Here is a 26,414-nt window from a genome sequence, read left to right as displayed (position 1 = left end):
TCGATAGAAAGGACGAAAAATTATGCGTAAGCAACTGATGATCCCAGCTCTTCTGGCCGCAAGCGTCGCCCTGGCTGCGTGCTCCACCCCGCCTAACCCGAACCTGGAACAGGCGCGCACCAACTATTCAGGCCTGCAAGCCAACCCGCAGGCGAGCAAAGTCGCGGCGCTGGAAACCAAAGACGCCAGTGATTACCTGGACAAGGCCGACAAGGCTTATCTGGACAAACAAGACGCGGCCAAGGTTGACCAATTGGCTTACCTGACCAACCAGCGCGTGGAAGTGGCCAAACAGACCATCGCCCTGCGCACTGCCGAGGCCAACCTGAAAAACGCTTCGGCACAACGTGCTCAAGCCCGTCTGGATGCTCGCGATCAGCAGATCAAACAGCTGCAGGACAGCCTGAACGCCAAGCAGACCGATCGCGGTACGCTGGTGACCTTCGGTGACGTGCTGTTCGCCACCGACCGTGCCGACCTGAAATCCAGCGGTCTGGTCAACATCAACAAACTGGCGCAGTTCCTTCAGGAAAACCCGGATCGCAAAGTGATCGTCGAGGGTTACACCGACAGCACCGGTACTGCCAGCCACAACCAGACGCTGTCTGAGCGTCGCGCTAATTCCGTGCGTACCGCTCTGGTGAAAATGGGCGTTGATCCAGCGCGCATCGTTGCTCAGGGCTACGGCAAGGAATACCCGGTTGCCGAGAACGGTAGCGTGTCCGGCCGTGCGATGAACCGCCGTGTGGAAGTGACCATTTCCAACGACAACCAGCCGGTTGTGCCACGTTCGGCGGTTAGCTCGAACTAAGCTCCCTGCTGTAACGCAAAAGCCCCGCCTGACTCAGTCCGGCGGGGCTTTTTTGTGGGAGCTGAAATCGCAGCCCCTCACCCCAGCCCTCTCCCGAGGGAGAGGGAGCCGATTGGGGGATGCTCATTAGCTGCGTCGACCTGAAAATGCTATGCCGAATCCATAGTCGACACTCTCTTTCACGTCGGTGGATAGCGAAAGAACACCTCGGCCAGTCCCCTCTCCCTCTGGGCGGTCCGACGTTTCGGGAGGGTTAGGGTGAGGGCTGAACCTGCAGAATCACTCTTGCAGCTTCTGCGGGGTTTCTTCGCCCATGCAGCGCACGGCTTTTTTCTGCGCATTGATCAGCACGCCGGTCAGGCCTTTCTGCTCGGTGTCGAACAACACCAGCACGCCATCGATGCACTGCGCCACTTGCGGCGCCGGGTCGAGCGAGACTTTGTAGTCTTCGCCCGGCACCGTCTTGAGCATGGTGAATTCGTTGAGCAGCAACGCATCCTCGGGTTTGGCGAAGTGCAGGTAGCCGTAGAACCACAGCGCCCCGACGGTGCCGAGGATGCTGCAGATACCGGTGATGATCAGCGGGATGGCGTTACGTTCTTCAGTCATTGCGGATTCTCGTCTTCAGAATTCGGGGGTGGCGGATAATTGGGGATTTCGCCGAGGCGGCGCAAGCCGTTGAAATGCTCGGGATCGTCGAGGTAACGCAGCATCACCTGGCGCCACACCGGGTCGCCGAAGGTCTGCACATGGCCGCCACGGGTCAACTGCAGCACGCGCGGTGGCGGCGCAGCTTGATACAGACGGATGCCGTTGGAAAGCGGTACCAACGGATCGTCGATGCTGTGGAAGATCAGCTTCGGCACGCCGTTAAGCTGCGGCATCGAGTTGATCGCGCTGTCGCCGTCCGGCACCAGCCACGACAGCGGCACCTGGAATGGCCACGTCAGCCACGAAGTACTGAGGGCGTATTGGCCGACGCTGCGATAACTGGCGGGCACGCCGTCGAGCACCAAGGCATTGAGCTGTTTCTGCCGCTCTGGATGCTGCACCAGCCAATGCACGGCCATCGCACCGCCGAGGCTCTGGCCGAGCAACACCAGCGGTTTGCCTTTGACTTCCGGCGCTTTGTCGAGCCAGGCAAAAGCGGCGTCGATGTCCTGATAGATCGCCGGCAAACTCGGCTCACCCTCGGACAGGCCATAACCGCGATAGTCGACCAACAGCACTTGATAGCCGTTTTTCGGCAACCACCAACTGCCACCGAGGTGCATCGGCAGATTGCCGCCGTTGCCGTGCAGATGCAGGACGGTGCCCTTGACCTCGACGCCGGGTTTCGCCGGTAGCCACCAGGCGTTGAGCTTGAGGCCATCGGCGGTGATCAGGGTGACCGTGCGGTATTCGAGCCTGGCTTTTTCCGGGGTGAAGATCTGGCCCGGTTCGGGGTAGAACAACAAAGAGCTGCAACCGCTGAGGGTCAGGAGCAGGCAGAAGATGCCGAGGATTCTCATCCGGTGAAACCTCGCGAAAAATTGGAATCAACATCAATCAAATGTGGGAGCGGGCTTGCTCGCGAATGCGGTTGAACATTCAAAATATCAGTTGCCTGACACGCCGCCTTCGCGAGCAAGCCCGCTCCCACAGGGGGGATTTTTGTTTGGGTTAGAGGATGTTGGAGTAGTCGGCTTCGATCCGGTCCAGGCTCAAGTGATTGAGGAAGTTGGAGAAGCACATCCACGCCGACAACGCATTCAGATCGCGGAACTGCTCCGGCAGATACTTCGGCGCCACCACCAGCCCCTCATCCACCAACTGGCGCAGGGTACGCATGTCTTCCAGCGTGGTCTTGCCGCAGAACAACAACGGGATCTGCTCAAGCTTGCCCTTACGCACGGCCAACTGAATGTAGTTGTAAACCATGATAAAGCCCTTGAGATAGGACAAGTCTTTGGTAAATGGCAGACCGGTTGGCGTCGATCCGCGGAATACCCGACTGGCGTTGCCGTAGCTCTCCGCCATTTCGAAGCCCTGCTCGCGGAAGAATTCGAACACCTGCAGGAAGTCGGCGCCCTCCTCGACCATGTGAATGGCGCGGGTGCGGTTGGTCAACTTGCGCAGACGGCTCGGGTAGGAGGCGAAGGTGATAATTTCCATGAGGATCGCCAGGCCTTCCTGGGTCACCGTCGACGACGGCGGGCCTTTGGAGAGGAAGGTGCAGATCGGCTGGTTCAGACCGTTGAGCGTGGTGCCAACGTGCACCAGACCTTCATGGACTTCCAGCGCGCGGACGTCGCGATCGTTGAACATCGCGTCAGTGCGGATCTTGATGTAGTCGGCGCCCGCCGCCGCGTCGGCAACGATACCGTCGGACTCGAACACGCGGATAGTTTCCTCGGCCTCGCCGAACACCTTGTTCAGACGGGTTTGCAGCAGGTGCACGGCATCTTTGGCGGTGAGGACTTTCGGCTCGTCCTTCAGATCGCCACGGCCGTCGATGTTGTTGAGGTAATCGGACATCATCAGGCCGAGGTCGGCAAGGGTCGGGTCACCGGCGTGGAACGCATCGGAGGCGGCGCCGTACAGCTCTTGCGAGATCAGGCCGAAATCCTCGGTGCCGCGCGCTTCGAGCATGCGCACCACCATGCGGTATTCCTTGCACATGCGCCGCATGATCTGCCCGACCGGGTTGAACTGGCCGAGCTGGCGGGTGATGTCGCGCTCGATGTTCTGGAATTCCAGTTTGACCTTGCTCGAATCGAAACTCAGCGGCCGATTGAGGTAATAGTCACGGTCCACCGCCGGCATTTCCTTGCCTTTGGCCTTGAGGAAACCCTTGCGGATATTCTCGTCCCACTTGACCGCGTCGAGCACACGGATCGGCGTCTGCGCCAGCACAATGCGGTCGGACAACATGCGTATCGTCTGCTGGTAATCGTCCACCCGAAACTCCTGTAGAAAACGTGACGTACTGAATTATTGGGCGCGGGCCTGGCGTTGATAGCGCACGGCTTCAACGAAGACATCGGAATTGGCCGGATCGTCGAGATAAGCAAAGACCTTGTCGAGGTTGCTGTCGACTTGCAGGCCCTCGCCATCGTCGGTCTGGAACGCCTGACCGTCGAGGGCTTGCTGTTTGATCGCCTGATTGATCTGCTCGAGATCGAGGTTGTAGACCACCAGTTCGTGTTTATCGGTGAGCTCAAAACCGGCAATGGTGTAGTGGCCGCCGTACTGTGCCGGGACTTTCGCCGACAGATACCAGCGATTGCCATGACGCGAGACAGTGAACGGATAGGCTTCGCGCTCGCGAGGCCTGGCCTTGAACCAGCTGATGGCCTGATAGCGATCGTTGCCGATGCGGGTCAGTTCAAGGTTCATCGGTTCGCCCCAGGCATTGGTGCTCGACCATTTGCCGAGCAGGCCCTTGGGCGCCGGGTCACTGCCGGTCAGCGGCTCCTTGAAGGTCACCAGACAGCCACTGAGCAGCAGGAACGACAAGGCGATCAGCACGCCACGCCAGGCTTTCATTCAATACTCCCTATGAACCTGAAACACCTTCCCCTGTAGGAGCTGCCGCAGGCTGCGATCTTTTGATCCTGATCTTTTAGAAGATCAAAAGATCGCAGCCTGCGGCAGCTCCTACATTGGGATCGGCGTCAGGCGGACAACGATTGCGTTACACCGATGCGAGCACCAGGTGCATGTAACGCGTCAGAATGCCGAGCATGTCCTCTTCGGCCAAAGGCTCGGCGTCGTTGAGCAGGCCCTGATATTCCATCCGTCCGATAATCGCCGTCAACACCTTGGCATCCTGCTGCGGTTCGCGCGAGCCCAGAACCTGGAACAACTGGCAGGTGCCCTGCAACAGAATCTGCTGATGCGAGCGCACCAGAATCGCCAGGCGCGGGTTGAGCAGCGCTTCCTGACGGAACGCCTGCTCGGCCATCAAATGCTCGCGACGGTTAACCAATTGCCGATGCACGTAATCGGCCATCAGCCGCGCAATGTCATCGGCCAGTTGCGAGCGCGACTCCGGGCTGCCGTCGCCACTGACCACCATTTCACGCAGCAGACCTTCGTTGTTGACCCACAACTTGGCCATGTATTCGGCGCTGCGCTCGACGTATTGCGCGAAGGTATCGGTGAGCAAGTCATCGATATCCTTGAAATAGTAGGTCGTCGCCGACAGCGGCACACCGGCCTCGGCGGCGACGGCGCGGTGACGTACGGCACGCACGCCTTCGCGCACGACAATGCGCATTGCCGCGTCGAGAATGTCCTGGCGACGCTGCTCACTGCCCTGTCGGCTGGCCTTGCGACCCTGGTACTGAACGCTTTCAGCGACCGCAGTGGCGATACCCGCTGCACCTTCTTGAGCTATTGCACCCATCACGACAGGACTTCCTCTGCTATTTCCAAAGTAACCAATTGATACATTTGTACCAGACAGGCAATAAAAAGCCGCCTGTTTTAGGCGGCTTTTTAACTGAAACGTTTACGCTTGCGGTCGCATGTGCGGGAACAGGATCACATCGCGGATCGACGGCGAGTTGGTCAGCAACATCACCAGACGGTCGATGCCGATGCCTTCACCGGCCGTTGGCGGCATGCCGTACTCCAGCGCACGCACGAAGTCGGCGTCGTAGTGCATGGCTTCGTCGTCGCCGGCGTCCTTGTCGGCCACCTGCGCCATGAAGCGCTCGGCCTGGTCTTCCGCGTCGTTCAACTCGGAGTAGGCGTTGGCGATTTCACGGCCACCGATGAACAATTCGAAGCGGTCGGTGACGTTCGGGTTGTCGTCGTTGCGACGCGCCAGCGGCGACACTTCGAACGGGTACTGAGTAATGAAGTGCGGCTGTTCCAGCTTGTGCTCGACCAGTTCTTCGAAAATCATCACTTGCAGCTTGCCCAGACCTTCGAAGCCCAGCACCTTGGCGCCGGCTTTCTTGGCGATGGCGCGGGCCTTGTCGATGTCGTTCAGATCATCGGCGGTCAGCTCAGGGTTGTACTTGAGGATCGAGTCGAACACCGACAGACGCACGAACGGCTCGCCGAAGTGGAACACCTTGTCGCCGTACGGCACGTCGGTAGACCCCAGCACAAGCTGCGCCAGTTCACGGAACAGTTCTTCGGTCAGGTCCATGTTGTCTTCGTAATCGGCGTACGCCTGATAGAACTCCAACATGGTGAATTCAGGGTTGTGACGAGTCGAAACGCCTTCGTTACGGAAGTTGCGGTTGATCTCGAAAACCTTTTCAAAACCACCAACCACCAGACGCTTCAGATACAGCTCTGGCGCGATACGCAGGAACATTTCCATGTCCAGCGCGTTGTGGTGGGTTTCGAACGGCTTGGCCGCAGCGCCGCCAGGAATGGTCTGCAGCATCGGCGTTTCGACTTCGAGGAAGTCGCGCTTCATCAGGAAGCTGCGGATGTGCGCGATCACTTGCGAACGCACGCGGAAGGTCTGACGCACTTCGTCGTTGACGATCAGGTCGACGTAACGCTGACGGTAGCGCTGTTCGGTGTCGGTCAGGCCGTGGTGCTTGTCCGGTAGCGGACGCAGCGATTTGGTCAGCAGACGCACGTTGGTCATTTCAACGTACAGGTCGCCCTTGCCGGAACGCGCCAGGGTGCCTTCGGCGGCAATGATGTCGCCCATGTCCCAGGTTTTCACCGCGGCCAGGGTGTCTTCCGACAGGGTTTTACGGTTGACGTAGACCTGGATGCGACCGGTCATGTCCTGGATCACCATGAACGAGCCACGGTTGAGCATGATGCGACCGGCAACCTTGACCGGGATTGCAGCCTCTGCCAGCTCTTCCTTGGTCTTGTCCGCGTATTTCTTCTGCAGATCTTCGCAGTAGTTTTCGCGGCGGAAGTCATTCGGGAAGGCGTTGCCCTTGGCGCGCTCGGCAGCCAGCTTTTCCTTGCGCAGGGCGATCAGGGAGTTTTCTTCCTGTTGCAGGGCTTGCGGGTCGAGTTGTTGGTCGCTCATGTCTTTAGATATTCCATCAGGTTCGTTGCCCCCGGACCTTACGGCCCGGGGATCGCCAGCAGGGCTGGCTCCTACAGGGATCGGGTTGAATCAGCCGATGCTGTATTGCGTCTTTTACAGCCCCGATTTCAGGCTGGCATACAGGTATTCGTCGATATCGCCGTCGAGTACCTTGTCGCAGTCGCTGCGTTCGATGTTGGTACGCAGATCCTTGATCCGCGACGCATCGAGCACGTACGAGCGAATCTGGTGACCCCAGCCGATGTCGGACTTGGTGTCTTCCAGCGCTTGCGACGCGGCGTTGCGTTTCTGCATTTCCTGCTCGTACAACTTGGCCCGCAGCATTTTCATGGCGGTGTCTTTGTTGGCGTGCTGGGAACGTTCGTTCTGGCAGCTGACCACGGTGTTGGTCGGTACGTGAGTGATACGTACGGCCGAGTCGGTGGTGTTTACGTGCTGACCACCGGCACCGGAGGAACGATAGGTGTCGATCCGCAGGTCTGCCGGGTTGATTTCGATTTCGACCTTGTCGTCGATCTCTGGCGAGACGAACACTGCGGAGAACGAGGTGTGGCGACGGTTGCCGGAGTCGAACGGGCTCTTGCGCACCAGGCGGTGTACGCCGATCTCGGTCCGCAGCCAGCCAAAGGCGTATTCGCCCTTGATATGCACGGTCGCACCTTTGATACCAGCGACTTCACCGGCCGACAGCTCCATGATGGTCGCGTCGAAACCGCGTTTATCCGCCCAGCGCAGGTACATGCGCAGGAGGATGTTGGCCCAGTCCTGGGCTTCGGTGCCGCCGGAACCGGCCTGGATGTCCAGGTACGCGTTGTTCGGGTCCATTTCATGGCTGAACATGCGGCGGAATTCCAGCTTGGCCAGATTTTCCTCGAGACGGGCCAGCTCGGCGACGACATCGCCCACTGCGCCTTCGTCGTTTTCTTCGACGGCCATGTCCAGCAGATCGCGGCAATCGGCCAGGCCGGCGTTCAATTCGTCGAGGGTGTCGACGATCTGCGCCAGCGCCGAACGCTCACGGCCCAGTTCCTGGGCGTATTCAGGTTTGTTCCAGACGCTCGGATCTTCAAGCTCGCGATTGACTTCAGTCAGACGCTCATGCTTTTGATCGTAGTCAAAGATACCCCCGAATAGTTTCGGAGCGCTCGGACAGGTCCTTGATGGTGTTCAGGATCGGGTTGATTTCCATGACGGGCAGCACTCGTTGGCGAACTTTTGAAAGCCGGCGAGTATAACGTAATCAGGCTGTCACGGCAGCCCGTCTGGCGGCTGTGGGGGCGATTCACTTGACACATTTCACCTGTAGGAGCTGCCGAAGGCTGCGATCTTGAGTTTGATTTTAAAAACAGATCAAAAGATCGCAGCCTGCGGCAGCTCCTACAGGGGATTGCGGTGGTTATTCGATGCCGACCTGGTTGCGGCCGTTGTTCTTGGCCAGGTACAGGCCACGATCCGCCGCCGAGATCAGCAAGCGGCAATCGCTGCCCGACTGCGGCACCATGGTTGCCAGGCCGATGCTGATGGTCAGACTCGCGCCGTCACCCGGGGTGTTGTGCGGGATTTTCAGCGAGGCCACGGTCTGGCGCAGTTTCTCCGCCACCAGCCGCGCGCCGCCCGGCGAGGTGTTCGGCAGCACCAGCGCAAACTCTTCACCACCGTAGCGCGCAGGCAGGTCAGAAGGCCGCGCGCTGGCGTCGCGGATCGCCGTGGCGACCTTGCGCAACGCCTCGTCACCTTCAACATGGCCGAAGCTGTCGTTGTACGGCTTGAAGTAATCGACATCGATCATCAGCAGTGACAACTGGCTCTGATCGCGCAGCGAGCGGCGCCATTCCAGTTCAAGGTATTCGTCGAAGTGGCGGCGATTGGACAACCCGGTCAGGCCATCGGAGTTCATCAGCCGTTGCAGCACCAGATTGGTGTCGAGCAACTGCTGCTGACTGACCCGCAACGCACGGTATGCAGCATCGCGTTGCAGCAGGGTCATGTACGAGCGCGAGTGATAGCGGATGCGCGCCACCAGTTCGATGGTGTCCGGCAGTTTCACCAGATAATCGTTGGCCCCGGCGGAGAACGCCGCGCTCTTGATCAGCGGGTCTTCCTTGGTCGACAGGACGATGATCGGAATGTCCTTGGTCGCCGGATGATTGCGGTATTCGCGCACCAGGCTCAGGCCGTCGAGGCCGGGCATCACCAGATCCTGAAGAATCACCGTCGGTTTGATCCGCACCGCTTGGGCAATGGCCTGATGCGGGTCGGAGCAGAAGTGGAAGTCGATGTTCTCTTCATTCGACAGCCCACGGCGCACGGCTTCGCCGATCATCGCCTGATCGTCCACCAACAACACCATGGCGGCGTTTTCGTCGGTTTTAATGTCGTCGATCTGTAAGTCAGTCATGGGCGGTCACCTGAGTACTGCGGGGGCCAGGATTGCGGATAAATCGGTTCATTTGGGGAAAATCTCCTGCAATCGTGGCGCTATCTTTTCCAGTGGACGGATTTCCACGGCGGCATCAATGGCTGCTGCAGCCTTGGGCATGCCGTAAACCGCACTGCTTTGCTGATCCTGCGCGATGGTCAGGTAACCCTGTTGGCGCATGAGCTTAAGCCCTTGCGCGCCGTCGCGTCCCATCCCGGTCAATAAAACCCCGACGGCGTCGCCATTCCAATAACTGGCGACACTTTCGAAAAACACGTCGATGGAGGGTCGGTAGATCTCGTTGACCGGCTCGGCGGTGTAGGCCAGCGTGCCGTTCTTGAGTAACCGAATATGATGATTGGTGCCGGCCAGCAGCACGGCGCCGGCTTGCGGTGGCTCACCTTCGCGGGCCAGCCGCACATCAAGGCCGCTGGCGCTGGCCAGCCATTCGGCCATGCCGGCGGCGAACACCTGATCGACGTGCTGCACCAGCACAATCGCCGCCGAGAAGTCCCGGGGCAGGCCCTTGAGCAACACCTCAAGCGCTGCGGGCCCGCCGGCAGACGAGCCGATCGCCACCAGTCGCTTGCACGATGCCGAACTGCGCTGGGGCGTCGGCGTCGGTCGCGAGCGCGGTGCCTTGTCGCCGATCAGCCAGCCGATATTGAGGATCTTGCGCAGCAACGGCGCCGCCGCTTCCTGCGCATTGCCGGCGCCGAGTGCCGGGGTATCGACCACATCCAGCGCGCCGTGGCCCATGGCTTCGAACACGCGATGGACATTCTGCTGACGGTCGACGGTCACGATGACGATCGCGCACGGGGTTTCGGCCATGATCCGGCGGGTGGCTTCGACGCCGTCCATCACCGGCATGATCAGATCCATGAGGATCAGGTCGGGGGTATTTTCGGCGCACAGTTGCACCGCCTCGGCGCCGTTGCGAGCGACCCAGACCACCTGATGCGCCGGCTCGAAGGCCAATGCACGACGCAGGGCCTCCACCGCCATTGGCATGTCGTTGACGATTGCGATCTTCATGCCCGCGCTCCTCCGATGAGCTCGACCACTGCGTCGAGCAGGGCGTCGTCATGAAAACTGGCTTTGGCTAAATAATAGTCCGCCCCGGCGTCGAGACCACGGCGGCGATCCTCTTCACGATCCTTGTACGACACGACCATCACCGGCAGCGATTGCAGACGGTTGTCGCGACGTAACAGGGTGACCAGCTCGATGCCGTCCATGCGCGGCATGTCGATGTCGGTGATGAGCAAATCGAAGTCCTCCGAACGCAGCGCGTTCCAGCCGTCCATACCGTCCACCGCCACCGCGACGTCGTAGCCGCGATTGAGCAGCAACTTGCGTTGCAGCTCGCGCACGGTCAGCGAATCGTCAACCACCAGCACGCGTTTGCGCGCAGCCTCGGCGGCCTGATTGCCGTGACGGGCGATACGCTCGAGGCGACCGGTATTGAGGAGCTTGTCCACCGAACGCAGCATGTCTTCGACGTCGACGATCAGCACCACCGAGCCATCGTCGAGCAACGCACCGGCAGAGATATCCTGCACTTTGCCCAGACGTTCATCGAGTGGCAATACCACCAAAGTGCGTTCGCCAATGAAGCGCTCCACCGCCACGCCATAAATCGCATCGCGCTCGCGAATCACCACGACTTTGAGGGTTTCGCCGCTGTTCTGGCTGGCCGGGCGGTTGAGCAACTGACTGGCCGCGACCAGCCCGACATGCCGGCCTTCATGCCAGAAATGCTGGCGACCTTCGACCTGGACAATGTCTTCAGGCTCGAGATCGCACATGCGTTCAATGTGCGCCAGCGGGAACGCGTAAGCCTCTTCGCCGACTTCCACCACCAGACTGCGCACCACCGACAGCGTCAGCGGTACTTCAAGGTGAAAGCGACTGCCCTCGCCCGCCGCTTGCTCCAGCACCACGGCGCCACGCAACTGGCGCACCATATGTTGCACCGCGTCGAGTCCGACACCCCGGCCGGAGACTTCGGTCACCGTGTCGCGCAGGCTGAAACCGGGCAGGAACAGAAAGGTCAGCAGCTCTTCTTCGCTCAACTGCGCAGCGGTTTCGGCTGGGGATAATTGCCGCTCGACGATGCTGCGACGGACTTTTTCCAGGTCGACACCATTGCCGTCATCACTCAGTTCCAGCACCAGTAAACCGGCCTGATGCGAGGCGCGCAGACGGATCAGGCCTTCTTCCGGTTTACCCGCGAGCAGACGCTGCTCCGGGGTTTCGATGCCATGATCGACGGCATTGCGCAGCAAATGGGTCAGCGGCGCTTCGAGTTTCTCCAGTACGTCACGGTCGACCTGAGTCTTCTCGCCTTCGATTTCCAGGCGCACTTGTTTGCCGAGGCTGCGGCCCAGATCGCGAACCATGCGCACCTGCCCGCTGAGTACATCGGCAAACGGCCGCATGCGACACGCCAGCGCGGTGTCGTAAAGCACCTGCGCGCGTTGACTGGCCTGCCAGGCGAACTCATCAAGCTCGGCGTTTTTCTCGCTGAGCAATTGTTGCGACTCGGCGAGCAAGCGCCGCGCATCTTCGAGAGCTTCCAGCGCCTCAAGGCTCAGCGCGTGCTCCTTGAGGTGCACGTTGAGATTTTCCAGCGCGCGCAGGCCGTTGTTCTGCATGCGCTTGAGGCGCTGCATGGTTGCCAGGTGCGGCTTGAGGCGCTGGGTTTCCACCAGCGATTTACTCGACAGATCGAGCAGGCTGTTGAGGCGTTCGGCGGTAACGCGCAAGACGCGCTCGCCACCTTCAGTGGTGCGTCTGCTTTTCCGTGGCGGCGGCTCTGGCGTCTCCACCGGTAGCTCTACAGATTGCCCCGGCGCTGCCGGCGTTGGTTCGACTCGCGGCGCTTGCAACTGCAATTCGGCCATGACCGGCGCAGTGACGGCAGGCGGCGACGATGGATCAAGCAACTGCGCCATCAACGCCACATACGCTTCGATGTCCGTCGATTGCGGAGCATTCGCTGGCGTCGCAATGCGCATGAGCAAATCGGTGCCCTGCAACAACGCATCGATGTGTTCCGGGCGCAGCAACAAACGCCCTTCCTGCGCGCTGACCAGGCAATCTTCCATGACATGGGCGACGCTGACGCCACTGTCGATGCCGACAATTCGCGCCGCGCCCTTGAGCGAGTGCGCCGCACGCATGCACGATTCGAGTTGATCGGCCTGGGTCGGATTGCGCTCCAGCGCCAGCAGCCCGGTGCTGAGCACCTGCGTCTGGGCTTCGGCTTCAAGGCTGAACAGCTCCAGCAGCGAGGCGTCGCGCATTTGCTCGGGGGTCATGTGAGGCTCCGGGTCACGGCAGACAACAGCTGTTCTTCATCCAGCCAACGCAGGCTGCGACCGCGAAATTGCAGGACGCCACGGGTGTACTTGGCACTGGCCTGGGCGCCGGATTGCGACGCGGCGTCGAGGATTCGCTCATCGATGGCATGAATGCCGTAAACCTCATCCACCGGCACCACCACCGGCCCGCCATGGGCAGCGATGATCAACATGCGCGGCATGATGCGCCCGCTGACAGCTGGAGCGGCGCTGGCATCCAGATCCAGCAATTCCACCAGCGACAGGCACGCCACCAGCGCGCCACGCACATTCGCCACCCCCAGCAAGGCGCGCGAACGCTGATGCGGTAACGAGTGAATCGCCTGCAACGGCGCGACTTCCACCAGGCTACGCGTCGCCAATCCGAGCCACTCTTCACCGAGGCGGAACATCAGCAGCGAACGGGTTTTGACATCGGTTTCGACCGCGATCGCCACCGGGTCACGCTCGTCCTGCTGCAACGAATAGCGATCGAGCAAGCGCGTCGCCGCTGCGGAATACACCGAGCAGTTGCGGCAATGAATATGTTCTTCGAGCAGCGGGCAGGACTTGTCGCCGTGGATGCCAATACGGTTCCAGCAATCGTCGATGGCCTGGGCGTCTTCATGGGTGACGTTCAAGGTGTCGGCCGAAATCATCGTTTACGCTCACTGTCAGCGGTGCGCCCGCTGCGGGCGGCGCGCTCCTGCAATCGTCTGGCACCGGCGCTGTCGCCCTGGGCCTGGAGCAAAGCCGCGAGGTGCATCAGCGCTTCCGGGTGTTGCGGTTCGAGGTACAGCGCCTTGCGGTAGAAACCCTGGGCTTCGAGGGTCAGGCCGGCGACGTCGCTGAGCAGTCCCAGCCAGTAAAACACTTGAGCCACTGGTTCGTGGCTGCGCAAATACTGCTCGCACGCGGCACGCGCTTCGGCGCTTTTGCCTTCATTGGCCAGTGCGGCGATATTCGCCAGCAAGGTCGCGGCGTCCGGATTCGCGCTGGTGCGGGTGGTCGGCAGCGCGGTCACTGGCGCAAATGGCCGTTGGCGCACGGGCGGTGGCGGCGTGCTGCGTATCGGTTGGCTGACTGGCAACGGAATCGGCTTGGGCACTGGCAGCGGTTCAGGTTGCGGGTCGCTGTGACGACTGAACGCAAACGACTGCGGGATCCCGATCGAGCGCATGCCCAAACGGCCGAGCAGACTGCCCTCGGCGGGGCCAATGAAGAGCACGCCGTCGACATGGGTCAGGCGCTTGAGGACTTCGAACACCTGTTTTTGGGTGGCCTGATCGAAATAGATCAGCAGGTTGCGGCAGAACACGAAATCGAAAGGCGGTTCGCTGGCCAGAAGCGCCGGATCAAGCACATTACCGACCTGCAAACGCACCTGCTCACGGACATTTTCGTTGACGCTGTGGCCGTCTTGCTCGGCGCTGAAATGCCGCTCGCGATAGTCCAGATCCTGACCGCGAAACGAGTTCTTGCCGTACAACCCGCGCCGGGCCTTTTCCACCGACAGCGGGCTGACATCCATGCCGTCGACCTTGAACTGATGCGGCTTGAGCCCGGCATCGAGCAAGGCCATGGCAATCGAATACGGTTCTTCGCCGGTGGAGCACGGCAGGCTGAGGATGCGCAGCGCGCGCATGTTGTTCAGCTCGGCGAGGCGATTGCGCGCCAGTTTACCGAGCGTGGCGAACGATTCCGGGTAACGGAAAAACCATGTCTCGGGGACGATGACTGCTTCGATCAGCGCTTGCTGCTCATCCCGTGACCCCTGCAACAACTGCCAATATTCATCGGCATGCGCCGCTTGCGAGAGTGTCGTGCGCTGACGCACCGCGCGCTCGATGATCGCCGGGCCGACCGAGGTGACATCGAGGCCGATGCGCTCCTTGAGGAAGTCGAAAAAGCGCTGATCGCTGCTCATGGCTGTTCCTCAAGCTGCGCCGGATCCCGTGGCGGCTGCGGGAACAGCAAGGCGCGCACCGCGTCATCGAGCAAGTCATTGACCCGCACCCATTGCACCAGTCCCTGCGCGTCTTCACGCACCGGGCCGAGGTAAGGCGTCTGCCGATTGTCGAGACCGTAGGGCTGAAAATCCTGCGGATTGCAGCGCAAGGTGTCGGTGGCCTGCTCCAGAATCAGCCCGAGCCATTGCACCGGCCGCGTATCGTCGGGCTGGTAATTCACCAGCACCAGACGCGTGCTGGTGCGCGCTTGCGCGGGTTCACCGAACGTCAGCGCACTGAGATCGATCACTGGCACCACCACACCGCGATAAGCAAATACCCCGGCGACCCACTGCGGCGCCCGCGCAATCGGCTTCAACGGCAAGCGCGGCAGCACTTCCGCGACTTCGGTGGCGCGCAAGGCGTAACGCTCGCTGCCGATGCGAAACAACAGGAACAACGCCTGCTTCGCCAGCGGTGCGGCGCTGCGTTTGGCGATGATTTCGCTCATCAGACTTTAAATCGCGAAACGCCGCTGCGCAGCCCGACGGCCACCTGGCTCAGTTCGTCGATGGCGAAACTGGCCTGGCGCAGCGACTCGACAGTCTGGCTGCTGGCATCGCCCAATTGCACCAGCGCATGGTTGATCTGCTCGGCGCCGGTGGCTTGCGCCTGCATGCCTTCGTTGACCATCAACACGCGCGGCGCCAGCGCCTGCACTTGATGGATGATCTGCGACAGCTGCTCGCCAACCTGCTGCACTTCGGACATCCCACGACGCACTTCTTCGGAAAACTTGTCCATGCCCATCACGCCCGCCGACACTGCCGACTGGATCTCGCGGACCATTTGTTCGATGTCGTAGGTAGCGACTGCGGTCTGATCCGCCAGACGTCGCACTTCAGTGGCGACCACGGCAAAACCGCGCCCGTATTCACCGGCCTTCTCGGCTTCGATCGCCGCGTTGAGCGAGAGCAGATTGGTCTGGTCGGCGACTTTGACGATGGTCACCACCACCTGATTGATGTTGCCGGCCTTCTCGTTGAGGATCGCCAGTTTGGCGTTGACCAGATCCGCCGCGCCCATCACCGAGTGCATGGTGTCTTCCATGCGCGCCAGGCCTTGCTGGCCAGAGCCGGCGAGAACAGAGGCCTGATCGGCAGCGGTGGAGACTTCGGTCATGGTGCGCACCAGATCGCGCGACGTGGCGGCGATCTCGCGGGACGTTGCACCGATTTCGGTGGTGGTGGCCGCCGTTTCGGTGGCGGTGGCTTGTTGTTGCTTGGAGGTTGCAGCGATCTCGGTTACCGAGGTGGTCACCTGCACCGACGAGCGTTGCGCCTGGGATACCAGCGAAGTCAGCTCGGTCATCATGTCGTTGAAGCCGGTTTCCACCGCGTTGAATTCATCTTTGCGGTCGAGGCTCAGGCGGGTGCTGAGGTCGCCGGTGCGCATGGTTTCGAGGATTCGCACGATCAGGTTCATCGGCGCCATGATCGCGCGCATCAGCAGGAACCCGCAGCCCGCAGCCGCCAGCACCGCAACCAGCAATGAAATGCCCATGCTGACTTTCGCGGCGGCGACCGCATCATCAATGTTGTTCATGGCCTCATCTGCGACGGCTTTGTTCTCGCGAATGATGTCGTTGAGTTTCATCCGGCCGGCGGTCCAGGCCGGAGTCAGCTGTTCGTTGAACAACTTCGCCGCCTCATCCTCCTGGTTGCGCTGATGCAGATCGAGCACCTGCGTCTGAATCTTGTTGTAGTTGAGGACGTCTTGCTTGAAGACGGCGAATTCGGCCTTGTCCTCATCAGTGGTGACAGTGCTTTGATAGTTGCCCATCTGCTCTTCGAGACGCGCCTCGAAGGCTTTGAAATCCGCCGCGTCCTCGGCGCTGATGCCCTGGCCTTTTTTCAGGCCGAGCAATTCCTGGGTCTGCAGGTAACTGTCGACCCAGGCGCTGCGAATCATCGAGCTGAAATACACGCCGGGCACGGCGTCCTGACGCACGCTCTGCTCGCCGGCCTCGATTTTCAGCAACCGCGAATAAGAGACGACGACCATCAACAGCATGATGGCGATAATCACCGCAAAGCTCGCCAAAATGCGTTGGCGCAACGTCCAGTTCTTCACAGTGATTCCTCGTGCCTAGGTCGAAATGCGGGGAGTATAGCCGAGGGCGGTGTTTCATTTATAAGACGCTTTCTAACCCTCGGGCCTGTCCGACCCGGTTGGCGGAAGGCTCTGGGACTGGACTGTCGGTTAATTCGGGGTTGGCGTACCAGTGGGGTAATGGCAAAAAGGGGCGGCGCAATGGCCATTACGCAGATGACTGAGCGGCAAATGCGATCAACTGTAGGAGCTGAGCTTGCTCGCGAAAGCGGTGGGTCAGTTGCCGATGATGTTGGCTGAAACACCGCTTTCGCGAGCAAGCTCGGCTCCTAGAAATTTCAACTGTGTTGCGGGATTTAGATCAACGCCTGGCGCACCTGCTTCTCCAGTTCGATTTTCAGACCGGGCTCCAGCTTCAACTGCCGCGCCAGTTCATCCAGATACGACTTCTCCATGAAATTCTCTTCGTCCACCAGCATCACGCTGGCGATGTACATCTCTGCGGCCATTTCCGGGGTACTCGCAGCACGGGCCACGTCAGTGGGGTCGAGGGGTTTGTTGAGTTCGGCGTGCAGCCAGTGCTGCAGTTCCTGATCGTTGTCGAGTTTGGTGAATTCACCTTCGATCAATTGACGCTCGCGGTCATCGATATGGCCGTCAGCCTTGGCGGCAGCGACCAGCGCTTTGAGAATCGCCTGACTGTGCTGCTCGGCTTGTGCCGGTGGCAGGCGATCCAGCGTTTGCGGTTCGCGTTGTGGGGCGGAGCCTTTCTGCGCGTTGTAGTTGCCGTAGGCTTTGTAAGCCAGCACGCCCAGTGCGGCGAGGCCGCCGTAGATCGCGACTTTGCCGCCGACCTTGCGCACTTTCTTGTTACCGAGCAGCAGGCCCATTGCGCCCGCCGCCAATGCACCGCCGCCTGCGCCTGAGAGCAGACTGCCGAGACCGCCAGAGCCTGAAGCGCCGCCAAGCAAACCACCCAAGGCACCGCCGGCCGATTTGTTCTGCGACCCGCCCGCCTTGTTCTGCAACAGATCCTGGCCGGACTTGAGTAGTTGATCGAGCAATCCACGGGTGTTCATGTTCCGCCTCCAAACAGGGGTTAACCGGATCTATAAGGCCTCCAGCCTAGTTCGAAAGTGCCCTTGCCCTGCCTGCGAGTGTGCTTCCAGATGTTGCTCGCTGCCCGCAGGCCTTCTTGAAAATAGATATACACTCAGGCCAATCTATAAAAACCGCCCACCGGGTACCTGTCTCATGATGACCTTGCGTCAGATCCGACACTTCATCGCTGTGGCCGAGACCGGCTCGATCTCCGCCGCCGCGCAAACCGCGTTCATTTCCCAATCGACACTGACCCTGGCGATCCAGCAACTGGAAGAGGAAATCGGCGTCAGCCTGTTCAGCCGCCATGCCAAGGGCATGACCCTTACGCACCAGGGGCACCAATTCCTACGCCAGGCGCACCTGATTCTCGCGACCGTGGATAACGCCAAGCGCAGCCTGCAACAGAGCACCGATCAGGTCGCCGGGCAGTTGATCGTTGGCGTAACCAGTCTCGTCGCCGGTTACTACCTGGCAGATCTGCTCACCCGTTTTCAACGTGCTTATCCCAACGTCGAGATTCGCGTGATGGAAGACGAGCGGCCGTACATCGAGCATCTGCTGGTCAGCGGCGAGATCGATGTCGGCGTGTTGATCCTTTCCAATCTCGAAGATCGCCATGCCTTGCAGACCGAGGTACTGACTCATTCTCCCCATCGTCTGTGGCTGCCGGCGCAGCATCCATTGCTGGAACACGACAGCATCAACCTCGCCGATGTCGCCCGCGAGCCTTTGATTCAGCTAAACGTCGATGAGATGGATCGCAATGCCCAGCGATTGTGGCGCGGCGCCGGGTTGCAGCCAAAAATCACCTTGAGAACCGCCTCGACGGAAGCCGTGCGAAGCCTCGTCGCCGCCGGTTTGGGCGTATCGATCCAGCCGGACATGACATATCGCCCATGGTCACTGGAGGGCGACATCATCGAAGCACGGCCAATTGCCGACTTGAATCAAACCCTCGACGTCGGCCTGGCCTGGCGCCGTGGCACAGCGCGCCCCGCTCTCGTCGATCCATTTCTGACCGTGGCTCGCGAGCAACCCCATGGCGGGCGCAAGCCATCTATTTAATCGAATGCTGCCTTCAGTATTTAGAATTTGTCGACCTCGGAGCCGCGCACTAGTCTTGCTGCATCTATAAGACGGTCGGCTCCCGATATCAGGGAGCAACAATGGCCATACAAGAAAAGAGAACACGCAAAATGGCTGGCGCGCAGACCCCGATGTGTACCGCGTTGTTGATCGACGGCGAATTGGTCGCAGGCCAGGGTTTCGTCGAGCCGATCCTCAATCCGGCCACAGGTGAAATCCTTACGCACATCGCCGAGGCCAGCACCGAGCAAGTCGAAGCCGCCATCCTCGCCGCCCACCGTGCCTTCGCCGAGTGGTCACGCACCACGCCGCAGCAACGCTCGATCATGCTGCTGGACATCGCCAACGCCGTTGAAAAACACGCCGACCACCTCGCCCGCCTCGAATCGCTGAACTGTGGCAAGCCGTTGCACCTGGCGCGTCAGGACGATTTGACGGCGACCGTCGATGTGTTCCGTTTCTTCGCCGGCGCCGTGCGTTGTCAGACCGGTCAGCTCAGCGGCGAATACCTGCCGGGCTACACCAGCATGGTCCGGCGCGATCCGATTGGCGTGGTCGCCTCGATTGCGCCGTGGAATTACCCGATCATGATGGCCGCGTGGAAAATCGCCCCGGCCCTCGCCGCCGGCAACACGCTGGTGTTCAAACCGTCCGAACACACACCGCTGTCGATCCTCGCACTGGCGCCAGCGTTGGCCGAAATCCTCCCGCGCGGGGTGATCAACATCATCTGCGGTGGCGGCGAAGGCGTCGGCAGCCATTTGGTCGGCCACGCCAAGGTGCGCATGGTCTCGCTGACCGGCGATATCGTCACCGGCCAGAAAATCCTCCAGGCCGCCGCGAAAACCCTGAAACGCACACACCTCGAACTCGGCGGCAAAGCCCCGGTGATCGTCTGCAACGACGCCGACATTCAAGCCGTGGTCGATGGCGTGCGCACCTACGGTTACTACAACGCCGGGCAGGACTGCACCGCCGCCTGCCGCATCTACGCGCAGGCCGGGATTCACGACAAATTGGTTGCCGAACTCGGCGCCGCCGTCAGCAGCCTGCGCTTCGCCGGCAAACGTGATGCCGACAACGAGATCGGCCCGCTGATCAGTACCCGCCAGCGTGACCGCGTCGCCAGTTTCGTCGAACGCGCCCTCGGTCAGCCGCACATTGAGCGGGTGACGGGTGCGGCGGTGCACTCCGGCGCCGGTTTCTACTATCAACCGACGCTGCTGGCCGGTTGCAAACAGAGCGACGAAATCGTTCAGCGCGAAGTGTTCGGCCCGGTGGTCACCGTGACCCGTTTCGATGAGCTCGCGCAGGCCGTCGACTGGGCCAACGACTCCGAATACGGCCTCGCCTCGTCGGTTTGGACGCAGAATCTGGACAAGGCGATGCAGGTTGCCGCGCGCTTGCAGTACGGCTGCACGTGGATCAACAGCCATTTCATGCTGGTCAGCGAAATGCCCCACGGCGGGCTGAAACGTTCGGGTTACGGCAAAGACCTATCCAGTGATTCGCTTCAGGACTACAGCGTGGTGCGGCACATCATGGCCCGCCACGGCCAGCATCTCTGACTACGCTAATAACAAGCCGCCAACGGCATGCTTCACCGCGTTCACAACTGCCCCGACCATAATTTAAAGAAGAGGGTTCAACCATGTTCGTGCACAAGACCGCACTGCTCAGTGCAATCACCACGGCCCTGCTGGCCAGCGCAAGCCTTTCAGCTGCCGAGCCGCTGAAGGCTGTCGGTGCTGGCGAAGGTCAGTTGGATATCGTTGCGTGGCCGGGTTACATCGAACGTGGCGAGAGCGATAAAGCCTACGACTGGGTGACCGGTTTCGAGCAGGAAACCGGCTGCAAGGTCAATGTGAAGACCGCCGCTACCTCTGACGAAATGGTCAGCCTGATGGCCAAGGGTGGTTACGACCTGGTCACCGCGTCGGGCGATGCGTCGCTGCGGTTGATCGTCGGCAAGCGTGTGCAACCGATCAACACTGGGTTGATCCCGAACTGGAACACCCTCGACCCACGCCTGAAAGATGCGCCGTGGTACGTGGTCAACAAACAGACTTACGGCACCCCGTACCAGTGGGGGCCGAACGTGCTGATGTACAACACCAACGTGTTCAAGACCGCGCCGACCAGTTGGAACGTGGTGTTCGCCGTGCAGGATCTGCCCGACGGCAAGCCGAACAAGGGTCGCGTGCAGGCCTATGATGGCCCGATCTACATCGCCGACGCGGCGCTGTATTTGAAGTCGACCAAGCCTGAACTGGGCATCAAGGATCCGTACCAACTCACCGAAGATCAATACAAAGCCGTGCTCGATCTATTGCGCGCGCAACAGCCGCTGATCCACCGCTACTGGCATGACACCACGGTGCAGATGAGCGACTTCAAAAACGAAGGCGTGGTGGCGTCGAGCGCCTGGCCGTATCAGGTCAACGGTTTGATGAACGAGAAGCAGCCGATCGCGTCGACCATTCCGAAAGAAGGTGCTACTGGCTGGGCTGATACCACCATGTTGCACGCCGAGGCCAAGCACCCGAACTGCGCCTACAAGTGGATGGACTGGTCGCTGAAACCGAAAGTCCAGGGCGATGTGGCGGCGTGGTTTGGCTCGTTGCCGGCCGTTCCTGCGGCGTGCAAGGAAAGCGAACTGCTGGGTGCTGAAGGCTGCAAAACCAACGGTTTCGACCAGTTCGACAAGATCGCCTTCTGGAAAACCCCGCAGGCTGAAGGTGGCAAGTTCGTGCCGTATAGCCGCTGGACCCAGGATTACATCGCGATCATGGGCGGCCGCTAGCTCTCAATAACGACGCGGTCTGCTCCCTTTCCCCCTCTCCCCCTGGGGGAGAGGGCTGGGGTGAGGGGGTAGTTTTTGACTTTGCTCTTGATCTCAGAGCAATGGCCGAAACCGCCACCCTCACCCCCCGCCCTCTCCCGGAGGGAGAGGGAGCTAAAAGCAATCTCAGCGCCCTGCACACCTACTGTAGGAGCTGCCGCAGGCTGCGATCTTTTCGACGCACACACGACTTTTTTTGAACGCCCGCTTTACCGGAGCACCGCACCATGACGCTTGCAGTCCAGTTCACCAACGTTTCCCGGCAGTTCGGCGAAGTGAAGGCCGTTGACCGGGTTTCCATCGATATCCAGGACGGCGAGTTCTTTTCCATGCTCGGCCCTTCCGGCTCGGGCAAAACCACCTGCCTGCGCCTGATCGCCGGGTTCGAACAACCGAGCGCCGGCTCGATCCGCATTCACGGCGCTGAAGCGGCCGGTTTGCCGCCGTATCAACGCGACGTCAACACGGTGTTTCAGGATTACGCGCTGTTCCCGCACATGAATGTTCTCGACAACGTCGCTTACGGATTGAAGGTCAAAGGTGTAGGCAAAACCGAACGGCACAAACGCGCAGAAGAAGCCTTGGACATGGTCGCCCTCGGTGGTTACGGCGCACGCAAACCGGTGCAATTGTCCGGCGGTCAGCGTCAGCGCGTCGCCCTCGCCCGCGCTCTGGTAAATCGTCCGCGCGTGCTGTTGCTTGATGAGCCTTTGGGCGCGCTCGATCTGAAACTGCGCGAGCAAATGCAGAGCGAATTGAAGAAGCTGCAACGCCAACTCGGCATCACTTTCATCTTCGTCACCCACGATCAAACGGAAGCGCTGTCGATGTCCGATCGCGTCGCCGTGTTCAACAAGGGCCGCATCGAACAAGTCGACACGCCGCGCAATTTGTACATGAAACCGACCACTACATTCGTGGCTGAATTCGTCGGCACTTCGAACGTGATTCGCGGCGATCTGGCCCGTGAAATCAGTGGCCATCCGCAGCCGTTTTCGATTCGCCCGGAACACGTGCGCTTCGCCGAAGGCCCGTTGGCCAGCCACGAAATCGAAGTCAGCGGCCTGCTCCACGACATCCAGTATCAAGGCAGCGCCACGCGCTATGAATTGAAGCTGGAAAACGGCCAGACCCTGAGCATCAGCCACGCCAACAATCAGTGGATCGACAGCAGCGCACAACACCAGACCGGCCAGCGCCTGAGCGCACGTTGGGCGCGGGAAGCGATGATTCCGCTGCACGACACCGTAGCGAGCGGGGTGTGACATGAGCACGCTCGCGATGACTGCATCGCCGCCGTTGCGCAGGTTTTCCAACCTGCTCTACCGCAAGCCGAATCTATATCTTTCGATGCTGTTGGTGCCGCCGCTGCTGTGGTTCGGCGCGATTTATCTCGGCTCGTTGCTGGTGCTGCTGTGGCAAGGTTTCTACACCTTCGACGACTTCACCATGGCGGTCACCCCCGACCTGACCCTGGCGAATTTTGCCGCGCTGTTTCAGCCATCGAACTTCGACATCATCCTGCGCACGCTGAGCATGGCCATCGTTGTGTCGATCGCCAGCGCCATCGTCGCCTTCCCGATTGCTTATTACATGGCGCGCTACACCACCGGCAAAACCAAGGCGTTTTTCTACATCGCAGTGATGATGCCGATGTGGGCCAGTTACATCGTCAAGGCGTATGCGTGGACGTTGCTGCTGGCCAAGGGCGGCGTGGCGCAATGGTTCGTGCAGCACTTGGGATTGGAGCCGGTGTTGCAGTTCATTCTGGGGATTCCCGGCGTCGGTGGCAGCACCTTGTCGACCTCGCATCTGGGGCGGTTCATGGTGTTTGTGTACATCTGGCTGCCGTTCATGATTCTGCCGATTCAGGCGTCGCTGGAACGTCTGCCGCCGTCGCTGCTACAGGCCTCCGCTGACCTTGGCGCCAAGCCGCGTCAGACCTTTATGCAGGTGATTTTACCGCTGTCGATTCCGGGTATTGCCGCGGGTTCGATCTTCACTTTTTCGCTGACCCTGGGCGACTTCATCGTGCCGCAACTGGTCGGGCCGCCGGGCTACTTCGTCGGCAGCATGGTCTACGCGCAGCAAGGTGCGATCGGCAACATGCCGATGGCGGCAGCGTTCACGCTGGTGCCGATTGTGCTGATCGCGGTTTACCTGTCCATCGTCAAACGACTGGGGGCTTTCGATGCGCTCTGAGAAAGCATCATTAGGCTTAAAGATCGCAGCCTGGGGCGGGTTGGTGTTTCTTCACTTTCCGATCCTGATCATCTTCCTGTACGCCTTCAACACCGAGGAAGCCGCGTTCAGTTTTCCGCCGAAGGGCTTCACGCTGCACTGGTTCAGCGTGGCGTTTTCGCGGCCGGATGTTCTGGAGTCGATCAAGCTTTCATTGCAGATCGCAGCGATCGCCACGTTGATTGCGATGTTGCTTGGCACGCTGGCTTCCGCAGCGCTGTATCGCCGCGACTTCTTCGGCAAACAGGGCATCTCGCTGATGCTGATCTTGCCGATTGCGCTGCCGGGGATCATCACCGGGATCGCGCTGCTGGCGACGTTTAAAACCCTGGGGATCGAGCCGGGGATGTTCACCATCATCGTCGGCCACGCGACCTTCTGCGTGGTGATCGTCTACAACAATGTTATCGCCCGCCTGCGTCGTACTTCGCACAGTTTGATCGAGGCCTCGATGGACCTCGGCGCCGATGGCTGGCAGACCTTTCGCTACATCATCCTGCCGAATCTCGGCTCGGCGTTGCTGGCGGGCGGCATGTTGGCGTTTGCGCTGTCGTTCGACGAAATCATCGTCACCACGTTCACCGCCGGGCATGAGCGCACGTTGCCGTTGTGGCTGCTCAATCAGTTGAGTCGCCCTCGAGATGTGCCGGTGACCAACGTCGTCGCGATGCTGGTGATGATGGTGACCATGTTGCCGATCCTCGGCGCGTATTACCTGACGCGCGGCGGCGAGAGCGTCGCCGGCAGCGGCGGCAAATAACCGAATAACCACAAACCGAACCCCGTGTAGGAGCTGCCGAAGGCTGCGATTTTTTGATCTTGATCTTGATCTTCAACAGCAACATCAAAAGATCGCAGCCTTCGGCAGCTCCTACAGGGGTTCGGTTTCGGCAGAACAATAAAGTGTTAGTGAGGACAACAGACATGCAAACCAAACTCTTGATCAACGGCCAACTGGTCATCGGCGAAGGCCCGGCGCAACCGGTGCTCAACCCTTCGCGTGGCGAAGTCCTGGTAGAGATCAACGAAGCCAGCGAAGCCCAGGTCGATGCCGCCGTGCGCGCCGCCGACAACGCCTTCGCCGACTGGTCGCAAACCGCACCGAAAGACCGCTCGCTGCTGCTGCTCAAACTCGCCGACGCCATCGAAGCCCACGGTGAAGAACTGGCCAAACTCGAATCCGACAACTGCGGCAAACCCTACAGCGCCGCGCTCAACGACGAGATTCCGGCGATTGCCGACGTGTTCCGTTTCTTCGCCGGCGCCAGCCGTTGCATGAGCGGTTCGGCCGGCGGCGAATACCTGCCCGGCCACACCTCGATGATCCGCCGCGATCCGGTCGGCGTGATCGCCTCCATCGCGCCGTGGAACTACCCGCTGATGATGGTCGCCTGGAAAATCGCCCCGGCGCTGGCCGCCGGTAATACCGTGGTGCTCAAGCCGTCGGAACAAACCCCGCTGACCGCGTTGCGTCTGGCCGAACTGGCGTCGGAAATCTTCCCGGCCGGTGTACTCAATCTGGTGTTTGGTCGCGGTCCTACCGTTGGTAGTCCGTTGGTCTCCCATCCGAAAGTGCGCATGGTTTCGCTGACCGGTTCCATCGCCACCGGCGCCAACATCATTTCCAGCACTGCCGACAGCGTCAAACGCATGCACATGGAACTGGGCGGCAAGGCGCCGGTGATCATCTTCGATGACGCTGATATTGATGCGGCGGTGGAAGGTATTCGCACCTTCGGCTTCTACAACGCTGGGCAAGATTGCACCGCCGCGTGTCGGATCTATGCGCAGCAAGGCATTTACGACAAGTTTGTCGAGAAGCTCGGCGCGGCGGTCAGCAGCATCAAGTATGGCTTGCAGGATGATCCGTCGACTGAGCTGGGGCCGCTGATCACTGCGCAACATCGCGACCGCGTGGCCGGGTTTGTCGAGCGTGCTGTGGCGCAGCCGCACATTCGTTTGATCACTGGCGGCAAGGCTGTCGATGGTAATGGTTTCTTCTTCGAGCCGACCGTGCTGGCCGATGCCCAGCAGGACGACGAAATCGTCCGCCGTGAAGTGTTTGGGCCGGTGGTTTCGGTGACCAAGTTCACCGATGAAGCGCAGGCGCTGGAATGGGCCAACGATTCGGACTACGGCCTCGCCTCCTCTGTGTGGACAGCGGATGTAGGCCGCGCGCATCGCATGTCGGCGCGTTTGCAGTACGGCTGCACGTGGGTGAACACGCACTTCATGCTCGTCAGCGAAATGCCCCATGGCGGTCAGAAATTGTCCGGTTACGGGAAAGACATGTCCATGTATGGGCTGGAGGACTACACCACGGTTCGCCATGTGATGTTCAAGCACTAAAGGTCAAAAGCTTCGCGAGCAAGCCCGCTCCCACAGTTGAAATGCGGTCCCCCTGTGGGAGCGGGCTTGCTCGCGAAGGCGTCACCCCGGTTCCAGGACGGAAACCGGCATTACGCACCACCAGGAAACCAAAAC

Annotated in this window: 23 protein-coding genes; 8 read left to right on the top strand and 15 right to left on the bottom strand. The window is 60.5% G+C overall.

What is annotated here, in order from left to right:
- The first annotated feature begins 22 nt into the window (after positions 1-22).
- Positions 23-811: an OmpA family protein gene (locus C2E19_RS06850; RefSeq protein WP_129389702.1), complete on the top strand. Its 789-nt coding sequence runs from the start codon at positions 23-25 to the stop codon at positions 809-811.
- A 279-nt stretch (positions 812-1,090) separates the two neighbouring features.
- On the opposite strand, the gene C2E19_RS06845 is transcribed toward C2E19_RS06850, so the two are convergent.
- From C2E19_RS06845 to C2E19_RS06775, 15 genes are all read right to left on the bottom strand, one after another.
- Positions 1,091-1,420, bottom strand: coding sequence for a hypothetical protein (locus C2E19_RS06845; protein WP_129389699.1), 330 nt, complete (start codon positions 1,418-1,420; stop codon positions 1,091-1,093).
- Complete coding sequence (locus tag C2E19_RS06840) at positions 1,417-2,322, bottom strand: alpha/beta hydrolase (protein WP_129389696.1); 906 nt, start codon at positions 2,320-2,322, stop codon at positions 1,417-1,419. The genes C2E19_RS06845 and C2E19_RS06840 overlap by 4 nt, the downstream gene beginning before the upstream one ends.
- Positions 2,323-2,473: 151 nt before the next feature.
- Positions 2,474-3,724 carry a flavohemoglobin expression-modulating QEGLA motif protein gene (locus C2E19_RS06835; RefSeq protein WP_174823963.1) on the bottom strand — a complete coding sequence of 417 codons (1,251 nt, stop codon included), beginning with the start codon at positions 3,722-3,724 and terminating at the stop codon, positions 2,474-2,476.
- A gap of 60 nt (positions 3,725-3,784) precedes the next feature.
- Entirely contained in the window at positions 3,785-4,339 is a 555-nt protein-coding gene (locus C2E19_RS06830; protein ID WP_129389690.1) for a hypothetical protein, read from the bottom strand.
- 148 nt (positions 4,340-4,487) lie between these two features.
- Entirely contained in the window at positions 4,488-5,201 is a 714-nt protein-coding gene (locus C2E19_RS06825; RefSeq protein WP_129389687.1) for a TetR/AcrR family transcriptional regulator, read from the bottom strand.
- Between the two features lie 105 nt (positions 5,202-5,306).
- Positions 5,307-6,809, bottom strand: coding sequence for a lysine--tRNA ligase (gene lysS / locus C2E19_RS06820; RefSeq protein ID WP_122662230.1), 1,503 nt, complete (start codon positions 6,807-6,809; stop codon positions 5,307-5,309).
- A 114-nt stretch (positions 6,810-6,923) separates the two neighbouring features.
- Positions 6,924-8,019, bottom strand: a protein-coding gene (gene prfB, locus C2E19_RS06815) for a peptide chain release factor 2 (protein ID WP_102358477.1) whose coding sequence is annotated in 2 segments (ribosomal slippage) — positions 6,924-7,946 and positions 7,948-8,019 — 1,095 coding nt in all. Because the reading frame shifts where the segments join, the coding sequence is not laid out codon by codon here.
- Positions 8,020-8,226: 207 nt separating this feature from the next.
- The gene (locus C2E19_RS06810; protein WP_129389685.1) at positions 8,227-9,228 is read right to left on the bottom strand and encodes a diguanylate cyclase domain-containing protein; all 1,002 of its coding nucleotides are present in this window, start codon (positions 9,226-9,228) and stop codon (positions 8,227-8,229) included.
- A gap of 48 nt (positions 9,229-9,276) precedes the next feature.
- Positions 9,277-10,287, bottom strand: a complete 1,011-nt coding sequence (locus tag C2E19_RS06805) for a chemotaxis response regulator protein-glutamate methylesterase (protein WP_129389682.1) — start codon at positions 10,285-10,287, stop codon at positions 9,277-9,279.
- Positions 10,284-12,575, bottom strand: coding sequence for a hybrid sensor histidine kinase/response regulator (locus C2E19_RS06800; RefSeq protein WP_129389679.1), 2,292 nt, complete (start codon positions 12,573-12,575; stop codon positions 10,284-10,286). Before C2E19_RS06800 ends, C2E19_RS06805 begins: the two co-directional genes overlap by 4 nt.
- Positions 12,572-13,255, bottom strand: coding sequence for a chemotaxis protein CheW (locus tag C2E19_RS06795; RefSeq protein WP_129389676.1), 684 nt, complete (start codon positions 13,253-13,255; stop codon positions 12,572-12,574). The genes C2E19_RS06800 and C2E19_RS06795 overlap by 4 nt, the downstream gene beginning before the upstream one ends.
- Entirely contained in the window at positions 13,252-14,523 is a 1,272-nt protein-coding gene (locus C2E19_RS06790; RefSeq protein ID WP_129389673.1) for a CheR family methyltransferase, read from the bottom strand. The genes C2E19_RS06795 and C2E19_RS06790 overlap by 4 nt, the downstream gene beginning before the upstream one ends.
- Positions 14,520-15,056: a chemotaxis protein CheW gene (locus C2E19_RS06785; protein WP_129389670.1), complete on the bottom strand. Its 537-nt coding sequence runs from the start codon at positions 15,054-15,056 to the stop codon at positions 14,520-14,522. The genes C2E19_RS06790 and C2E19_RS06785 overlap by 4 nt, the downstream gene beginning before the upstream one ends.
- Entirely contained in the window at positions 15,056-16,678 is a 1,623-nt protein-coding gene (locus C2E19_RS06780) for a methyl-accepting chemotaxis protein (RefSeq protein ID WP_129389667.1), read from the bottom strand. The genes C2E19_RS06785 and C2E19_RS06780 overlap by 1 nt, the downstream gene beginning before the upstream one ends.
- A 335-nt stretch (positions 16,679-17,013) precedes the next feature.
- Positions 17,014-17,736, bottom strand: coding sequence for a tellurite resistance TerB family protein (locus C2E19_RS06775; protein ID WP_129389664.1), 723 nt, complete (start codon positions 17,734-17,736; stop codon positions 17,014-17,016).
- A 175-nt stretch (positions 17,737-17,911) separates the two neighbouring features.
- Here C2E19_RS06775 and C2E19_RS06770 point away from each other — a divergent pair, with 175 nt between their 5' ends.
- The 7 genes from C2E19_RS06770 (at position 17,912) to C2E19_RS06740 (ending at position 26,279) form a co-directional block, all read left to right on the top strand.
- A complete protein-coding gene (locus tag C2E19_RS06770; protein ID WP_007967749.1) occupies positions 17,912-18,826 on the top strand; it encodes a LysR family transcriptional regulator in 915 nt (304 codons plus the stop codon).
- A gap of 131 nt (positions 18,827-18,957) precedes the next feature.
- A complete protein-coding gene (locus tag C2E19_RS06765; protein WP_129396096.1) occupies positions 18,958-20,415 on the top strand; it encodes a gamma-aminobutyraldehyde dehydrogenase in 1,458 nt (485 codons plus the stop codon).
- A gap of 83 nt (positions 20,416-20,498) precedes the next feature.
- On the top strand, positions 20,499-21,650 hold the full coding sequence (ydcS, locus tag C2E19_RS06760) for a putative ABC transporter substrate-binding protein YdcS (protein ID WP_129389661.1): 1,152 nt from the start codon (positions 20,499-20,501) through the stop codon (positions 21,648-21,650).
- Between the two features lie 266 nt (positions 21,651-21,916).
- Positions 21,917-22,954 carry an ABC transporter ATP-binding protein gene (locus C2E19_RS06755; protein WP_129389658.1) on the top strand — a complete coding sequence of 346 codons (1,038 nt, stop codon included), beginning with the start codon at positions 21,917-21,919 and terminating at the stop codon, positions 22,952-22,954.
- A gap of 16 nt (positions 22,955-22,970) precedes the next feature.
- On the top strand, positions 22,971-23,891 hold the full coding sequence (locus C2E19_RS06750) for an ABC transporter permease (protein ID WP_007908947.1): 921 nt from the start codon (positions 22,971-22,973) through the stop codon (positions 23,889-23,891).
- Positions 23,881-24,690 (top strand): ABC transporter permease, encoded by an 810-nt coding sequence (locus tag C2E19_RS06745; RefSeq protein WP_129389655.1) that lies wholly within the window; start codon positions 23,881-23,883, stop codon positions 24,688-24,690. Before C2E19_RS06750 ends, C2E19_RS06745 begins: the two co-directional genes overlap by 11 nt.
- A 164-nt stretch (positions 24,691-24,854) precedes the next feature.
- Positions 24,855-26,279 carry a gamma-aminobutyraldehyde dehydrogenase gene (locus tag C2E19_RS06740; RefSeq protein ID WP_129389652.1) on the top strand — a complete coding sequence of 475 codons (1,425 nt, stop codon included), beginning with the start codon at positions 24,855-24,857 and terminating at the stop codon, positions 26,277-26,279.
- Positions 26,280-26,414 lie beyond the last annotated feature (135 nt).

The sequence above is a fragment of the Pseudomonas sp. DTU12.3 genome, from assembly GCF_004124275.1.
In the GTDB taxonomy this organism is placed as follows: Bacteria; Pseudomonadota; Gammaproteobacteria; order Pseudomonadales; family Pseudomonadaceae; genus Aquipseudomonas; species Aquipseudomonas helmanticensis.
Note: the sequence above shows the minus strand (reverse complement) of the source record. Positions and strands in the feature narration are given on the sequence as shown.

Bases quoted from the DNA above. Each gene is read 5' to 3' on its own strand.
- C2E19_RS06745 (WP_129389655.1), top strand. From the start codon at position 23,881: ATGCGCTCTGAGAAAGCATCATTAGGCTTAAAGATCGCAGCCTGGGGC.
- ydcS (WP_129389661.1), top strand. From the start codon at position 20,499: ATGTTCGTGCACAAGACCGCACTGCTCAGTGCAATCACCACGGCCCTG.
- C2E19_RS06840 (WP_129389696.1), bottom strand. From the start codon at position 2,322: ATGAGAATCCTCGGCATCTTCTGCCTGCTCCTGACCCTCAGCGGTTGC.
- C2E19_RS06775 (WP_129389664.1), bottom strand. From the start codon at position 17,736: ATGAACACCCGTGGATTGCTCGATCAACTACTCAAGTCCGGCCAGGAT.
- C2E19_RS06800 (WP_129389679.1), bottom strand. From the start codon at position 12,575: ATGACCCCCGAGCAAATGCGCGACGCCTCGCTGCTGGAGCTGTTCAGC.
- C2E19_RS06825 (WP_129389687.1), bottom strand. From the start codon at position 5,201: ATGGGTGCAATAGCTCAAGAAGGTGCAGCGGGTATCGCCACTGCGGTC.
- C2E19_RS06750 (WP_007908947.1), top strand. From the start codon at position 22,971: ATGACTGCATCGCCGCCGTTGCGCAGGTTTTCCAACCTGCTCTACCGC.
- C2E19_RS06805 (WP_129389682.1), bottom strand. From the start codon at position 10,287: ATGAAGATCGCAATCGTCAACGACATGCCAATGGCGGTGGAGGCCCTG.
- C2E19_RS06790 (WP_129389673.1), bottom strand. From the start codon at position 14,523: ATGAGCAGCGATCAGCGCTTTTTCGACTTCCTCAAGGAGCGCATCGGC.
- C2E19_RS06845 (WP_129389699.1), bottom strand. From the start codon at position 1,420: ATGACTGAAGAACGTAACGCCATCCCGCTGATCATCACCGGTATCTGC.
- C2E19_RS06755 (WP_129389658.1), top strand. From the start codon at position 21,917: ATGACGCTTGCAGTCCAGTTCACCAACGTTTCCCGGCAGTTCGGCGAA.
- C2E19_RS06785 (WP_129389670.1), bottom strand. From the start codon at position 15,056: ATGAGCGAAATCATCGCCAAACGCAGCGCCGCACCGCTGGCGAAGCAG.
- C2E19_RS06835 (WP_174823963.1), bottom strand. From the start codon at position 3,724: ATGTTGTCCGACCGCATTGTGCTGGCGCAGACGCCGATCCGTGTGCTC.
- C2E19_RS06770 (WP_007967749.1), top strand. From the start codon at position 17,912: ATGATGACCTTGCGTCAGATCCGACACTTCATCGCTGTGGCCGAGACC.
- C2E19_RS06795 (WP_129389676.1), bottom strand. From the start codon at position 13,255: ATGATTTCGGCCGACACCTTGAACGTCACCCATGAAGACGCCCAGGCC.
- C2E19_RS06830 (WP_129389690.1), bottom strand. From the start codon at position 4,339: ATGAAAGCCTGGCGTGGCGTGCTGATCGCCTTGTCGTTCCTGCTGCTC.
- lysS (WP_122662230.1), bottom strand. From the start codon at position 6,809: ATGAGCGACCAACAACTCGACCCGCAAGCCCTGCAACAGGAAGAAAAC.
- C2E19_RS06850 (WP_129389702.1), top strand. From the start codon at position 23: ATGCGTAAGCAACTGATGATCCCAGCTCTTCTGGCCGCAAGCGTCGCC.
- C2E19_RS06765 (WP_129396096.1), top strand. From the start codon at position 18,958: ATGGCTGGCGCGCAGACCCCGATGTGTACCGCGTTGTTGATCGACGGC.
- C2E19_RS06740 (WP_129389652.1), top strand. From the start codon at position 24,855: ATGCAAACCAAACTCTTGATCAACGGCCAACTGGTCATCGGCGAAGGC.
- C2E19_RS06810 (WP_129389685.1), bottom strand. From the start codon at position 9,228: ATGACTGACTTACAGATCGACGACATTAAAACCGACGAAAACGCCGCC.